Annotated in this window: 11 protein-coding genes; 10 read left to right on the top strand and 1 reads right to left on the bottom strand. The window is 69.9% G+C overall.

From position 1 onward, the window contains the following. Positions 1-56 precede the first annotated feature (56 nt). The 7 genes from C1M51_RS04510 to glcF all read left to right on the top strand — a co-directional run bounded on the left by C1M51_RS04510 (position 57) and on the right by glcF (position 8,503). Positions 57-1,448: an Nramp family divalent metal transporter gene (locus C1M51_RS04510; RefSeq protein ID WP_129448429.1), complete on the top strand. Its 1,392-nt coding sequence runs from the start codon at positions 57-59 to the stop codon at positions 1,446-1,448. Between the two features lie 108 nt (positions 1,449-1,556). Then, positions 1,557-3,593, top strand: a complete 2,037-nt coding sequence (locus C1M51_RS04505) for a sigma-54-dependent Fis family transcriptional regulator (protein WP_129448428.1) — start codon at positions 1,557-1,559, stop codon at positions 3,591-3,593. A gap of 186 nt (positions 3,594-3,779) precedes the next feature. Beyond that, entirely contained in the window at positions 3,780-4,130 is a 351-nt protein-coding gene (locus C1M51_RS04500) for a ribbon-helix-helix domain-containing protein (protein ID WP_129448427.1), read from the top strand. Between the two features lie 50 nt (positions 4,131-4,180). Next, positions 4,181-4,639, top strand: a complete 459-nt coding sequence (locus C1M51_RS04495; RefSeq protein WP_129448426.1) for a hypothetical protein — start codon at positions 4,181-4,183, stop codon at positions 4,637-4,639. Between the two features lie 6 nt (positions 4,640-4,645). Then, a complete protein-coding gene (locus C1M51_RS04490) occupies positions 4,646-6,151 on the top strand; it encodes an FAD-linked oxidase C-terminal domain-containing protein (RefSeq protein ID WP_129448425.1) in 1,506 nt (501 codons plus the stop codon). Positions 6,152-6,153: 2 nt separating this feature from the next. Continuing rightward, positions 6,154-7,260: a glycolate oxidase subunit GlcE gene (glcE, locus tag C1M51_RS04485; RefSeq protein WP_129448424.1), complete on the top strand. Its 1,107-nt coding sequence runs from the start codon at positions 6,154-6,156 to the stop codon at positions 7,258-7,260. Between the two features lie 7 nt (positions 7,261-7,267). Then, complete coding sequence (glcF, locus tag C1M51_RS04480) at positions 7,268-8,503, top strand: glycolate oxidase subunit GlcF (protein WP_129448423.1); 1,236 nt, start codon at positions 7,268-7,270, stop codon at positions 8,501-8,503. Here the strand turns inward: glcF and C1M51_RS04475 are convergent. Then, positions 8,488-10,317 (bottom strand): sigma-54-dependent Fis family transcriptional regulator, encoded by a 1,830-nt coding sequence (locus tag C1M51_RS04475; RefSeq protein ID WP_242499968.1) that lies wholly within the window; start codon positions 10,315-10,317, stop codon positions 8,488-8,490. The genes glcF and C1M51_RS04475 overlap by 16 nt on opposite strands. A gap of 316 nt (positions 10,318-10,633) precedes the next feature. On the opposite strand from C1M51_RS04475, the gene C1M51_RS04470 reads away from it, so the two are divergent. The 3 genes from C1M51_RS04470 to C1M51_RS04460 all read left to right on the top strand — a co-directional run bounded on the left by C1M51_RS04470 (position 10,634) and on the right by C1M51_RS04460 (position 15,035). After that, positions 10,634-11,686, top strand: coding sequence for an aromatic ring-hydroxylating dioxygenase subunit alpha (locus C1M51_RS04470; protein WP_129448421.1), 1,053 nt, complete (start codon positions 10,634-10,636; stop codon positions 11,684-11,686). 248 nt (positions 11,687-11,934) lie between these two features. Continuing rightward, positions 11,935-13,644 carry a DUF1302 domain-containing protein gene (locus C1M51_RS04465; RefSeq protein WP_129448420.1) on the top strand — a complete coding sequence of 570 codons (1,710 nt, stop codon included), beginning with the start codon at positions 11,935-11,937 and terminating at the stop codon, positions 13,642-13,644. Between the two features lie 11 nt (positions 13,645-13,655). Further along, positions 13,656-15,035 carry a DUF1329 domain-containing protein gene (locus C1M51_RS04460; protein WP_242499967.1) on the top strand — a complete coding sequence of 460 codons (1,380 nt, stop codon included), beginning with the start codon at positions 13,656-13,658 and terminating at the stop codon, positions 15,033-15,035. The last annotated feature ends 5 nt before the right edge of the window (positions 15,036-15,040 follow it).

Genomic DNA, 15,040 nt, shown 5'->3' with positions numbered 1-15,040 from the left:
GTTCTGACGGCCGGCGGGCTGGGCGACGGGCACGACAAGAAGAAGGAGGAAGGGACATGACCAACCTCGAGCAAAGCGTGGACATGCGTTGGCGCGTTCCGGGACAGTGGCGCATGTTCGGCTTCATCGGGCCGGCGGCGATGGTGAGCGTGGGCTACATGGACCCGGGCAACTGGGCCACCGACCTGGAGGGCGGCGCGCGCTTCGGCTACCAGCTGCTGTGGGTGCTGCTGGCGTCGAACATCATCGCGGTGCTGCTGCAGAGCCTGGCCGCGCGGCTGGGCATCGTCGGGCGGCTCGACCTCGCCCAGGCCTGCCGGGCCGGCTACTCGCGCCCGGTGTCGCTGGCGCTGTGGGTGCTGTGCGAGCTGGCGATCATCGCCTGCGACCTGGCCGAACTGCTGGGCAGCGCGATCGCGCTCAACATGCTGTTCGGCATCCCGCTGCTGTGGGGCGTGGTCATCACCGCCTTCGACGTGATGCTCATCATGGTGTTGCAGCACTACGGCATCCGCAAGCTCGAGGCCGTGGTCGCCGCCCTGGTGCTCACCATCGGCGTGTGCATGGCGATCGAGATGGTGCTGGTGCAGCCGGTGCTCGGCGACATCGTCGGCGGCCTGGTCCCGCGCATCGACGCCAACAGCCTGCTGGTCGCGATCGGCATCCTCGGCGCGACGGTGATGCCGCACAACCTCTACCTGCATTCGTCGCTGGTGCAGACGCGTCGCATCTCGCACACCCCCCTGGGCCAGCGCGAAGCGATCCGCTACAACTTCGTCGACACGCTGCTGGCGCTGAACATCGCGTTCATCATCAATGCATCGATCCTGGTGCTGTCGGCTTCCACCTTCTTCACCCAGGGCATCGAGGTCAACGAGCTGCAGCAGGCCCACGAGCTGCTGACGCCGGTGGTCGGCACCACGCTGGCGGCCACCGTGTTCGCGATCGCGTTGCTGGCCGCTGGCCAGAGCTCCACGTTGACCGGCACGCTGGCCGGCCAAGTGGTGATGGAGGGCTTCCTGTCGCTGCGCATGAGCCCGCTGGCTCGGCGCCTGCTCACGCGCGGCCTGGCCATCATCCCGGCGGTCGGGGTGCTGCTCTACCAGGGCGACGCCGGCGTGCTGCAGCTGCTGATCCTGAGCCAGGTGGTGCTGAGCCTGCAGCTGCCGTTCGCCATCGTGCCGCTGGTCCGCTTCACGAGTGATCGACAGCTGATGGGGCAGTTCGCCAGCCCGGGCTGGGTCCGGGTCGCCGCCTGGTCGGCGGCGGCCGGCATCGTGTCGCTGAACGCCTGGCTGGTATGGCGCACGCTGGCCGCGGGTTCGGCGGACGGCGCGCCCGGGTATGTCTATGTGCTGGTCGGTGCGCTGACCACGCTGCTGTTGTGGATCTCGTGCGTGCCCCTGAAACTGTCTGCACCGGTGGTGCTGGAGGAGCGAGCCGCCTAGGGAGCGGTCCCGATGGCAATGCAGGGGCGCGTGACGCCCAATCCCGGAGCAAACAAGGTACGCCGAGGCACTTCGCCCGGACGAGCCTGCAGGTCGGAGGAGACAGCCATGGTCAACAGCCATTTCCCCAAGCCGCTGACGACGACGCCGTTGTCGATCGGGCCGCAGGGCGAGTTCGAGCCGCAAGGCGTTCGGGAGACCACGCAGGCCTGGGAGCAGTTCGTCTCCGGGCAGTCGCTCGTGCAGTCGGCCGTGCCCAAGCACGTGCTGTCGTCGTGGCAGCGCAGCCGCCGCTTCGGCGTCGAACCCGGCTCGCGCAAAGCCCCGCTCGCGATCCGGGGCGACGACGAGCTCGAGCAGCTCCGGCTGCGCAACCGCGATCTGGTCTGGGCCGCTCAAGGCATCTTCATGTCCTCGGCACACCTGCTCGCGAAGTCGGGCTCGATCATGCTGCTGACCGATGCCACCGGCATCGTGCTCGAATCCTCGGGCGATGCGCGCACGCTGGACGCGGCACAGGACATCCACCTGACCCACGGCGGCAACTGGAACGAGAGCGTGGTCGGCACCAACGGCATCGGCACCGCGCTGGCGACCGGCCGGCCGATCCAGGTGCACGCCGCGCAGCATTTCTGCGAAGGCATCAAGAGCTGGACCTGCGCGGCCGCCCCGGTCTACCTGTCCGGCACCGACCAGCTGCTCGGCGTGATCGACATCTCGGGCCCGCCCGCGACCTTCCAGCTCAACAACCTCGCGCTCGCCGTGGCGTGCGCGCGGCAGATCGAGTCGGTGCTGGCCGAGCGCACCAGCCGCGAGCACAACGTGCTGCTGGAGGCCTGCCTCAACCACCCCGGTCGGGCCGGCGCCGCCGCCATGGTGGTGATCGATCGCAACGCGCGCATCGTGCACAGCAGCGGGTGCCTCACGCCGGATCTCGCGGTGCGTCTGGCGGACGGTCTCAAGGGGCGCCAGATCTCCGCCTGGAACAACCGGCTGCCGGACGGGCTGCTGGGCGAATGGATGAACCCGGTGCGCCTCGACGGCAGCGCGATCGGCGCGCTGCTGATCGTGCCCAAGCGCTCGATCGGCCGGATCCTGCAGCGTCCGGAAGGCGATCTGCCTCAGCTCCCGGCACCGGCGGCGCCGACCCTCGTCGCCGCCCCGGCGCCGGAGTGCCTGCCGGGCGTGGTGGGCGCCAGCAGTGTCTTTCGCGGCGCGATCGAGCGCACCAAGCTGCTTGGGCGCCGCCGGGTCTCGGTGCTGATCCAGGGCGAGACCGGAGCGGGCAAGGAGTTGTTCGCCCGCGCACTGCACGAGGAGGAGCGCAAGGGTGGCAGCTTCGTGGCCTTCAACTGCGGCGCGACGACCAAGGAGCTGATCGGCAGCGAGCTCTTCGGGCACGTGCGCGGCGCCTTCACCGGTGCCACCAGCGAAGGGCGCGCCGGGCGCTTCGAGCTCGCCCACGGCGGCACCCTGTGCCTCGACGAGGTGGGCGAGCTGCCGCTGGACCTGCAGCCGGTGCTGCTGCGCGCGCTCGAGGAGGGCGTGGTCTACCGGCTCGGCGACACCACGCCGCGGCCGGTCGACGTGCGGCTGGTGGCGATGACCAACCGTGATCTGTTGCAGGAGGTCGAGGCGGGGCGCTTCCGTCGCGATCTCTTTCATCGCATCGGCGTCACGCGCATCCAGGTGCCGGCCCTGCGGGAACGCGATGGCGACGTCGACCTGCTCGTCGACCACTTCGTGCGGACGCTGTCGGTGCGCCATGGCGTCGCGAGCCGGGAGATCGGCCCGGACGTTCGGCAGCTGTTGCGGGCCTATGCCTGGCCCGGCAATGTGCGTGAACTGCGCAACGTGATCGAGTCGCTCCTGCTCACCTCCGATGACGAAATCGTGCGGCGGGAGGAGTTGCCGGCAGAACTGCTGGCGACGCTCGACGGCGCCAAGGCTCCGGCGCTCGACGCCGATCTCACGAGCCTGGAGGCCACCGAACGCCTGACCATCCTGCAGGCGATCCAGCGCGTGCACGGCAACCTGGCGTTGGCTGCACGGGTGCTCGGCATCTCGCGCAGCACGCTGTACCGGAAGGTCGAGCGCTATCAGCTCGACGATGTCGTGAAGGCGAGCAACGATGGCGAAAACTGAAGCGCGAGCAGGTCGCGACGTTTCGCCGCGCACCGATCCACCGCAGCACGGGGCCCTGGCCGGCGCCGTGGCGGCGAGGGCCGGTGGGGGCCCGGCACGTCATGCCGGCGTATTACCGATGACCGCCTTCGTCGTGAAACACTCCATCAAGCGGCCCGCATCCAATGCACCGCGAAGGACTCCCTGATGTGCAAGCTCTATGTCCAGGCTGATCCCCTCCAGTACGAACCTCGGCAGCGATCCGTCCGCATCCACGGCGTCATCACCAGCATCCGGCTCGAGAACCTGATGTGGCGGGTCCTGTCCGACATCGCCTCCGAACAGAAGTGCACGACGAACGCGCTGATCACCAAGCTGTACGACGAGGCGACCACGCATCGGTCGGAGTCGGCCAACTTCGCGTCCTTCCTGCGCGTCACCTGCGTCCGCCACCTGATCGATTCCGGCCGCCTGGGCCGGGAGCGCGACCGGGTCCGGCGCGAGGCGGAAGAAGAGGCCTGGGACGTCGAGGAAAGCCAGGCGGTGTTCGCGCACTAGAGGGCACCGTGGAGACTCCAGCCCCCCTCCCGGCGGGCGCGGCCGGCCCCGTGGCGAGTTCGGGACCGTTGCGCGCCGGTCCGCCGCGCAGCTTCGACGAGTTCCAGCGGCGCCTGCCATGTGGCGCGGCCCTTGCCGCCACGGGCTGGACCGGGCAGCGCGCGGCCACGCTGGCACGTCGGGCCGGCGCCTGCGACCAGCTGATCACCGCCGCGCTGGTGCACGACTTCGCGCGCTACTTCGACGGCCGCGAGGAAGCCTGCGTGGCTCGGCGCAGCGCCGACCTGCTCGTCGACGTGTTCCCGGCGCCGGTGCTCGAACCGATGCGCTGCCTCGACCGCCAGGCGGCGCGGCCGGCCGACGCCGGTGTCGAGCCGGCGCCCCGCGCCCTCACGCAGGGCCGGCGGCTGCGCGCCTACATCGATTCGGCGAGCACCTGCAGCGACGAGCTGCTGCTGCCGTGGAAGACGCTGCTCGACATCGCGCGGCGCACCTCCTTCGACGGCTGATTCGCGATGTCCGGAACCCCTTCGAGCCGGGCGGCCACCGCCTCGGCCTCCCCTGCTGCGCTCCAGACGCGGGTCGTCGAGGCCCTGAGTGCCGTGCTGCCGCGCCACGCCATCCTGTTCCGCAAGGAAGAGACGGGACCGTTCGAATGCGACGGTCTGACCGCCTATCGCGCGCAGCCACTGGTCGTGGTGCTGCCCGAGACCGAGTCGCAGGTGGCCGACGTGCTGCGCACCTGCCATGCGCTGGGCGTGCCCGTGGTGTCGCGCGGGGCGGGCACCGGGCTGTCCGGCGGGGCGCTGCCGCACGAGCGCGGCGTGACGCTGTCGCTGGCGCGCCTGAACCGCATCGTGTCGGTCGACCGGGTCGCCTGCACGGCCACGGTCCAGTGCGGCGTGCGCAATGCCGCGATCAGCGAGGCCGCGGCGCCGCACGGTCTCTACTATGCGCCGGACCCCAGCAGCCAGATCGCCTGCACCATCGGCGGGAACGTGGCCGAGAACGCCGGTGGCGTGCATTGCCTCAAGTACGGGCTCACGCTGCACAACGTGCTGCGCGTGCGGGGCTACCTGGCCGACGGCGAGCCGGTCGAGTTCGGCAGCGACGCGCTCGACGCGGCCGGCCTCGATCTGCTGGCGGTGATGGTGGGCAGCGAGGGCATGCTGGCGGTGGCGACCGAGATCACCGTGCGGCTGGTCCCCAGGCCCCGGATCGCGCGCTGCATCGTCGCGAGCTTCGCCGACCTCGAGACCGCCGGCCGCGCGGTGGCCGCGATCATCGCCGCCGGCATCATCCCGGCCGGCCTCGAGATGATGGACCAGCCGATGACCGCTGCGGTCGAGGACTTCGTGCACGCCGGCTACGACCTCGACGCCGCGGCCATCCTGCTGTGCGAGAGCGACGGCACGCCCGAGGAGGTGGAGGAGGAGATCGCGCGCATGGTGGCGGTGATGGAGGGCGCCGGCGCGACGCGCTTCGACATCAGCACCAGCGAGGCCGAGCGCCTGAAGTTCTGGAGCGGGCGCAAGAACGCCTTCCCGGCCAGCGGGCGCGTCAGCCCCGACTACCTCTGCATGGACTCGACCATCCCGCGCCGCAAGCTGGCCGAGATGCTGGGCCGCATCGGCGAGATGTCGGTGAGGTACGGGCTGCGCTGCTGCAACGTGTTCCATGCCGGCGACGGCAACCTGCATCCGATGATCCTGTTCGACGCCAACGACCCCGACCAGCTGCACCGCGCCGAGCGCTTCGGCGCGGAGATCCTGGAGACCAGCGTCGAGATGGGCGGCAGCATCACCGGCGAGCACGGCGTGGGCGTCGAGAAACTCAACTCGATGTGCGTGCAGTTCACGCAGGAGGAACGCGAGCAGATGCTGCGCCTGAAGGAGGCCTTCGACCCGCGCTCGCTGCTCAACCCCGGGAAGGCCATCCCGACGCTGAACCGCTGTGCGGAGTACGGCCGCATGACGGTGAGGGGCGGGCGCCTGCCGTTCGCGGACCTGCCGCGCTTCTGACGATGGAACCGCTCTCGCCCTCCGACGCGACCGAACTCCGCCTGGTCGAGCAGGTGCTCGAGGCCCGCAGCGTAGGCCGACGCCTCGAGATCCGCGGCGGCGGCACCAAGCGCTTCTACGGCGGAGCGCCGCGCGGCGACCTGCTGGACCTGCGCCCGCTGGCGGGCGTGCGGAGCTACGAACCCACCGAGCTGGTCGTGACGGTGCGGGCCGGCGAGCCGCTCGCCAGGCTGGAGGCGCTGCTGGCCGATCGGGGCCAGCACCTCGCCTTCGAGCCGCCGCGCTTTGCGCCCGGCGGCACCGTGGGGGGCATGGTCGCCGCCGGCCTGAGCGGGCCCGGCCGGATCGCGGCGGGGGCGCTGCGCGACCACGTGCTCGGCGTGCGTCTGCTGAACGGGCGGGGCGAATGCCTCTCCTTCGGCGGGCAGATGATCAAGAACGTCGCGGGCTACGACGTGTCGCGGCTGATGGCCGGCTCGCTCGGCATCCTCGGCGTGCTGCTCGAGGTGTCGCTGAAGGCGCTGCCCCGGCCGCCGGCGTCGGTGACGATCCGTCTCGATTGCGCGACGCAGGCCGATGCGCTGAGGCGGCTCGCCGCCTGGGCCTCGCAGCCGCTGTCGATCGGCGCCACGGCCTGGCACGACGGGCACCTGCAGGTCCGGCTCGACGGCGCTGCCGCGGCGGTGCGGGCCGCCCGGGCGGCCCTGGGGGGGGACGAACTTCACGAGCGGGCCGCCGCCGCGTGGTGGACCTCGGTGCGCGACCAGCTGCATCCGTTCTTCGACCTCGATCCCTCGGCCCAGCTCCGGGGCGTGCGGCTCTGGCGCCTGTCGGTGCCGCGAGGCGTGCCGCCGCTCGAGCTGTCGGGCGAGAGCTTCGTCGAATGGGGAGGCGCGCTGCGCTGGCTGCGGTCGAGGGAGCCGATCGCCTGCGTGCGCCAGGCGGCTGCCCGCGTGGGCGGCCACGCCACGCTGATGCGCGGCGACGGCCGGGAAGCCGGTCCGTTCTCACCGCTCTCGCCGGCGCTGCTGCAGCTGCACCACAGGCTCAAGCAGGCCTTCGATCCGGAGCGGCTGTTCAACCCGGGCCGACTCCACGAAGGCCTCTGAGACCGTCATGCAAATCCAGTTGAGTCCCGAGTTCCACGGCGATCGCGAAGCCGCCGAAGCCGAAGCCATCCTGCGCAGCTGCGTGCACTGCGGCTTCTGCACCGCCACCTGCCCGACCTACCAGCTCGAGGGCAACGAGCTCGACGGCCCGCGCGGGCGCATCTACCTGATGAAGCAGGTGTTCGAGGGCGGCGAGGCCAGCCGCAGCACGCAGCGTCACCTGGACCGCTGCCTGACCTGCCGCAACTGCGAGACCACCTGCCCGAGCGGTGTGCGCTACGGTCGGCTGGTCGACATCGGTCGCCAGGTCGTCGACGCCCGGGTGCCGCGTCCGGTGGCCGAGCGCGCGGTCCGTTGGGTGCTGAAGGAGGGCCTGACGTCGCCGCTGGTCGGTCCGGCCGTGCGCCTGGGGCAGCTGCTGCGGCCGGCGCTGCCCGGGGTGCTGAAGAAGAAGCTGCCGCGGCGCACAGGTGCGCGGGCGTCGGACTGGCCTCGCGCCGAGCATGCGCGCAAGGTGATGCTGCTGCAGGGCTGCGTGCAGCCGGCGATGCTGCCGAACATCAACGCCGCGACGGCGCGCGTGCTCGATGCCGCCGGGATCCAGACCCTGGTGGCCGCAGAGGCCGGGTGTTGCGGGGCCTTGCGCACCCACCTGGGCGACGCCGAGGGCGGGCTGGCGGACATGCGTCGCAACATCGACGCATGGTGGCCGGCCGTCGAATCCGGCGACGTGGAATGCATCCTCGTCAATGCCTCGGGCTGCGGCGCGGTGGTCAAGGAGTACGGCGAGGCCCTGGCGCACGAACCGGCCTATGCCGAACGAGCCGCCCGCATCAGCGCCCTGGCCAGGGACCTGAGTGAATTGCTGCCCGACCTGCTGCCGGCCCTGCGGGCCCGGATGCCGCCGCAGGTGGCCGAGCGCCGGGTGTCGGTGCACACGCCGTGCACGCTGCAACATGCGCAGCGACTGCGCGGCGGCGTCGAGGCCGCACTCGCGGCGCTCGGCTTCGACGTGACGGCGCCGGCCGGCGACGGACACCTGTGCTGCGGCTCGGCCGGCGCCTACAGCGTGCTGCAGCCTGGCATCGCGACGGCGCTTCGCGATCGCAAGCTGTCGAGCCTGAACACGCACGAGCCCGACGTGATCGTCTCGGCCAACGTCGGGTGCATCCTGCACCTGCAGTCCGGGACGGCCGTGCCGGTGCAGCATTGGGTGGAGATGGTGGATCAGGCCCTCGCCTGAGTCGTCACGTTCTTCCTGCGCATGCGGTAGACCACCTGCGTCCGCGCCATGCCGATCAGCCGGGCCGCGGCGGCCATGTTGCCGTTGCAACGTTGGACCGCCTCTTCCACGAGCTGGGTCTCCAGCTCTTCGAGCCAGGTGTCGGACGCCTGAGGGCTCCGCACCGCGCTGCGCAGGCGGAGCACCCGGTCGAGCAGCGTCTCGTCGCCCGAGGGCTCCGGATGCGGCGCGGAGGGCGTCGGCCCCTCGGTGTCGGCGAGCCGGCCCTGATCACCGACGGCGAAGGTCGACTTCGCGTTGAACAGCTCGTCGCGGAACAGGTGCACGGTATCGATCTGCGGCTCGTCGCTGGCGGCGATCACGGCCCGCTCGATCATGTTCTGCAGTTCGCGCACGTTGCCGGGGAAGGTGTAGGTCAGCATCGCGCGCATCGCGCGCTGCGTGAAGCCGTGGATCTGCCGGCCGTAGCGGGCACCGTAGAGCTTGAGGAAGTGCGTCATCAGCAGCGGCACGTCCTCGCTGCGGGCCCGCAGCGGCGGCAGGTGGATCGGGTAGACGTTGAGCCGGAAGAACAGGTCTTCGCGGAAGCGCCCCTGCCGGACTTCCTCGCGCAGGTCGACGTTGCACGCTGCCACCACGCGCAGGTCGAGCCGGATCGGGCGGGTGCCGCCGACCCGTTCGACCTCGCTCTCCTGCAGCGCGCGCAGCAGCTTGCTCTGCGCGACCAGGCTCAGCGACGAGATCTCGTCGAGGAACAGCGTGCCCCGGTGCGAGCGCTCGAAGCGGCCCGGCCGTGACGCGTGGGCGCCGGTGTAGGCGCCGCGCTCGACGCCGAACAGCTCGGCCTCGACCAGGTTCTCCGGGATCGCCGCGCAGTTGACCGACACGAAGGGTCCGTCGCGCCGCTCGCTGATCTCGTGCAGCATCTTCGCGAACAGTTCCTTGCCGACCCCGGACTCGCCGAAGAACAGGACCGTCGCGGTGGTGGTGGCCACCTTGCGCAGCGAGTGGCAGGCGGCATTGAAGCTCGACGAGACGCCCACCATGCGCGGCGCCGCATCCGCCGCGGCGTCGTGCACGCCGAGGCGCGGACCGTCGCGCGGCGTCGGCTCCGGGCCCGGCCGCTCGCCGACGAAGCCCTCGGCCTGCATGTAGCGCAGGTCTTCTTCCACGTTGTCCCAGTCGCGGGCCGCCTTGCCGATCACGCGGCAGACCGAGGCACCGGTCGAGCGGCACTCGAGCTCGCGGAAGATGATCGACGTGCCGAGCAGCGTGGAGACATAGCCGTTGGCGTAGCCGATCGGCAGCCAGCAGCCCGCGTCGGTGCCGACGCCGAAGGCGTTGATGTGCTCGTCGTCCTCCAGCGAGTGATGCCAGAAGAACTCGCCGCTGAAGGCGATGCGCTCGGGGTCGTAGTCGAAGTGCACCGCCTCGACGCGGGCCAGGCCCTGCAGGCCGAACAGGCGCGTTCCGGCCAGCAGCTTGCCGACCGGGTCCTCCCTGGGCCAGTGCGAGGCCACGAAGCGCGCGTCGCGCATGCCGGCGATGTAGCCGCTGCGCGTGAGGATGCCGCGCGCCCGTTCGACACCCACGCCCTGGATCAGCTCGCTGCGCAGCGAGCCGAGCGTCTGGTGGTTCAGCATCACCATGCGCTCGTCGTCGAGCCAGATGCGCCCGGTGTCCGGGTCGAAGGTCAGCCATTCCGCGAGCTCGCGGTGGGTCGGCCGCAGTTCCATGGCCGCGGAGCCGCTGCGGCTGGCCAGGTAGTGCGCATGGAGGAAGTCGGCGGCGTTCGGTGCGGGGGCGGCATTCATCGGCAGGGCCTCGTGCGCTGGCAAGTGGAGAGGATTGCTCATCGGGTCCTCGGTGAGTGAGGAATTTTGTTCGCTCGCGAAGCGCGCTCGGGCAGCGCTTTCCACTACGAAGCAGCTGTTGCGACGCAACAGTCGTTGCCCCGACCGAGCCCTTGCGCAGCGGCCTTTCTCCCATGGAAATGCGCGCCGCCGGCAGCGACGCTGCAGTGCAGCAGCCGGCGTCTTGCGCGACGCACGGGGTCCGATGGCCTGTGCCTTGCGGTGTGCCGCCGCGGAGGCCAGCGGGCCGCCGATCACCAGCCAACGAGGAGATGCGATGTTTGTGAAGAACGCGTGGTACTGCGCGGGGTGGGACAAGGACCTGAGCCTGGGCCGTGATGGCCTGCTGGCGCGGCGCATCGCCGGCGAGTCGCTGGTGCTCTACCGCCGACCCGATGCCGCGGTGGTGGCGATGGAGGACCGCTGCTGCCACCGGCACGCACCGCTGTCGCTGGGGCGCAAGGAGGGCGACTCGATCCGCTGCATGTACCACGGCATGAAGTTCGGGCCCGACGGCCGCTGCACCGAGATCCCGGGCATGAGCCGGATTCCCGAGAAGGCCTGCGTGCGCACCTACCCGGTCGTCGAGCGCGACAACTGGATCTGGGTCTGGATGGGAGAGCCTGCGAAGGCCGACCCGGCGTTGATCTGCGAGGCCATCGGTCCTGGCGACCCGGCCTGGAACCTGCGGCTCGGCTATGTGCGCGTCGACACCAACTACCGGCAGGAGATCGCGAACCTGGCCGACCTGAGCCACGTGGCCTGGGTGCACAGCCAGACGCTGGGCGGATCGGAAGCCTGGTCGAACATCAAGCCGCGCCACGAGCTGACCGAGCGCGGCATCGACACCCGCTACTGCGTGCGCCGCACGGCGCCCCCCAGCTTCGCCAGGCACCTGTTCCCGGACGGCGCGCTGTTCGACATCCAGGTGCATGTGCGCATGAGCGTGCCGTGCAACTTCATCCTGCATTTCTCGGTGCACGAGGTTGGCAGCGCGACCGAGGGGCCGACCAACGGACGCCTGGTGCTCGACACCTTCTCCAGCCAGGCCGTGACGCCGCGCGACGCGCACTCCTGCGACTACTACTACTCCTGGGGCTGCAGCCGCGCCACCGACATGCCGGGCCTCACCGACCTGATGCACGAGGCCAACAACGACGCTTTCCTCGAGGACAAGGCGATGCTCGAAGGGCAGTACCAGCGCATGCGCGAGCGCCCGGACGCGCCCAGCGTGGACATCGTCCACGACGCCGGACCCGGCAAGTTGCTGTGGGTGCTGGACCGCCTGCTCAAGGCGGAGGCGCAGGCGATCGAGATCGTGCCGGCGTGACGGGACACGGCGATGCGCGGCTTCGGTAAATGCGGAGATCGGCCCCGCGGCGTTTCGACAAATGGCGAAGCGGGCGGGGTCCGAAGAGGGCGCGGGTTTTCACTGAAACGCGGCAGAAGTTCTTTGAAATCAAGCGCTTGCGATCGCCCTGCGGCATGGCATCGCGTTTGCAATCCCGGCCTCCACGCACCGGACGAAGTGCGGCGGTGATGCGTCAGTCAACAACACCCATCGACAACGGAGACAAGATGAGAAAGAAATCGACATCGGCCTTTGGGCGGTCGTGTGCGGCGTCTCGTGCGCTGGGCACGCGCTGCGTGGCGGCGGCGGCGCTCGCCCTGCCGTTCGGCCTGCCCGGCGGCGCGGCACACGCCTTCGAGATCCGGACCGACAACCCGGACCTCAAGCTTCGCTGGGACAACACCTTCAAGTACAGCAACGCGTTTCGCGTGAAGAGCCAGTCCGAGCGGCTGCTGCAGGACGTCAACCTCGACGACGGCGACCGCAACTTCGACAAGGGCCTGATCTCGAACCGCATCGACCTGCTGTCCGAGGTCGACGTGGGCTGGAAGAGCCTGGGCTTCCGCGCCAGCGGCGCGGCCTGGTACGACACGGTCTACAACCGCCGCAACGACCACGACTCGCCGGCGTCGGCCAACTCCACCAGCGTCGGCCCCGACCGCTTCACCGACGCCACGCGCAAGCTGCACGGACGCAAGGCCGAGGTGCTCGACTTCTTCGCGTTCGGCAAGACCGATCTCGGCTCGATGCCGCTGACGGTGCGGCTCGGTCGCCACACGCTGATCTACGGCGAGAGCCTGTTCTTCGGCTCGAACGGCATCGCGGCCGCGCAGGGTCCGGTCGACCTGGTCAAGCTGCTCACCGTGCCGAGCTCGCAGTTCAAGGAGATCCTGCGGCCGGTGGAGCAGATCTCCAGCGTGCTCCAGATCAATTCACAGATGACGCTGGGCGCGTACTACCAGTTCAAGTTCCGCGAGAGCATCATCCCGGCCGCCGGCAGCTACCTCAGCGCCTTCGACTTCGTCGGCGACGGCGCCGAGCGCTTCATCGTCGGCGCCCCCATCACCCCTGGCGGTGGCGCGGCGGCGTTCTGGCGCGGCGCCGACATCGAGGCCAGGAACTCGGGGCAGGGCGGCCTGCAGTTCCGCTGGGCCCCGACCGGGAGCGAATGGGAGTTCGGTGTCTATGCGGCGCGCTACCACGACAAGGGTGCCGCGCTGTACCTCACGCCGTCGGCCGCGCCCGACGTGGTGAGCGGCCGGGTCGGCGCGATCCAGCAGGTCTACCACGAGGGCATCAAGACCTACGGCGCCAGCGCGACCACCTCGATCGGCCAGCTCAACCTGGCTTTCGAGGGCTCGATCCGCCGCAACGCCTCGCTGGTGAGCGACCCGCAGGTGGTGCTGCCGGGCGTGCTCGCCGACAACGACGCGCATCCGCTCTACGCGGTGGGCAACACCGCGCATGCGCAGGTGTCGGGCATCTACGTGCTGTCGGAGACGCGGCTGTGGGATGCCGGCGCCTTCCTCGGCGAGGTGGCGTGGAACCGCCGGCTGAGCATCGACAAGAACCCGGGTGCGCTCGATCCCAACACCACGCGCGACGCCGCGGCGCTGCGCTTCATCTTCGAGCCTTCGTACTTCCAGGTGGTCGACGGCATCGATCTCTCGCTGCCGATCGGCGTGGGCTACAACTTCTACGGCCGCTCGTCGTCGATCTTCAACTTCAACGGCGGCAGCTCCAAGGGCGGCGACTTCTCGATCGGCGTGAAGGCGACCTACCGCACGGTCTGGCAGGCCGGACTCACCTACACCGGCTTCTATGGCGGCGAGGACACCTTCCTCACGCCGGCCAACTCGCCCACGCCGGTGCTCTCCTACAAGCAGTTCTACAAGGACCGCAACTTCATTTCCTTCTCGCTGCAGCGTGCCCTTTGATGGAGACCGGCATGAACAAGACCCCCAAGATTTCGTTCGCCGTCGCGCTCGCGCTGGCGTCCCTCGCCGCGCAGCCGGCGCTCGCTGCGGTGAGCGCCGAAGAAGCCGCCAAGCTCAAGACCACGCTCACGCCGCTGGGCGCCGAGAAGGCCGGCAACGCCGACGGCTCGATCCCGGCCTGGGACGGCGGCTACACCAAGGTCGCGCCGGGCTGGAAGAACGGCCAGCCGCGGCCCGACCCGTTCGCGGCGGAGAAGCCGGTGGCGTCGATCTCGGCCAAGAACGCCGCGCAGTACGACGCCCGGCTGAGCGAGGGCGTCAAGACGCTGATGAAGAAGTACCCCGACTTCCGCATCGACGTCTACCCGACGCACCGCAGCGCGGCCGCGCCGGCCTGGGTGTACGAGAACACCTTCAAGAACGCGACCTCCGCGAAGGTGGCCGACAACGGCTACGGCGTGGTCGACGCCTACGGCGGCATCCCGTTCCCGATTCCCAAGACCGGCATCGAGGTGATGCTCAACGCGCGGCTGGCCTGGGAAGGCGTGGCACAGAAGTACCAGCTCAACACCTGGGTGGTCACCGGCGACGGGCACCGCACGCTGTCGTCGGCCGGGCTGATGTCGTGGTTGTGGCCGTACTACTACAAGGATGCGCGCGACAGCTACCTGGCCAAGCCGACCCATTACAAGATGGGCTCCTTCGTCAAGTCGGATCCGTCGGCGGTGGCCGGTGAAGTGATCCTGCTGCACGAGACCGTGAACGAGGAGAAGGTGCCTCGTGGCGTGTGGCAGTACCTGGTGGGCCAGCGCCGCGTCCGCAAGGCGCCCTCGATCGCCTACGACACGCCGGACACCGTGACCTCGGGCACCGGGCTGTTCGACGAGTCCTTCGGCACCATGGGCCCGATCGACCGCCACGAGTACAAGATCGTCGGCAAGCAGGAGATGTACATCCCGTACAACTCCAACAGGACGGCGCTGGCCAAGGTCGACGAGCTGGTGACGCCGAAGTTCCTGAACCCCGACCACGTGCGCTGGGAGCTGCACCGCGTGTGGGTCGTCGAGGCGACGCTGCTGCCGGGCAAGCGCCACGTCATGACCAAGCGCCGGTACTACATCGACGAGGACGGCTGGAAGCTGGTGATGGCCGACCACTGGGACGCGCAGGGCCAGCTCTACCACCTGCAGTACACGCTGCCCTACCTGGCGCCCGACATCCCCGCCGTCGTGAGCACGGTGCAGTGGGGAATCATCAACCTGCTGACGGGCCAGTACTACTACAACTGCAACTTCAACGACCTGCCGCAGCACTTCCCCGTGCCCGAAGTGCCGAAGCAGCTCAACGAAGCCATGTTGAGCCCCGAGGCCATCGCCACCGGGGCGCGCTGACGTCT

Origin of the sequence: Methylibium sp. Pch-M (genome assembly GCF_004136295.1) — a bacterium.
GTDB classification, from domain to species: Bacteria; Pseudomonadota; Gammaproteobacteria; order Burkholderiales; family Burkholderiaceae_C; genus Methylibium; species Methylibium petroleiphilum.
Note: the sequence above shows the minus strand (reverse complement) of the source record. Positions and strands in the feature narration are given on the sequence as shown.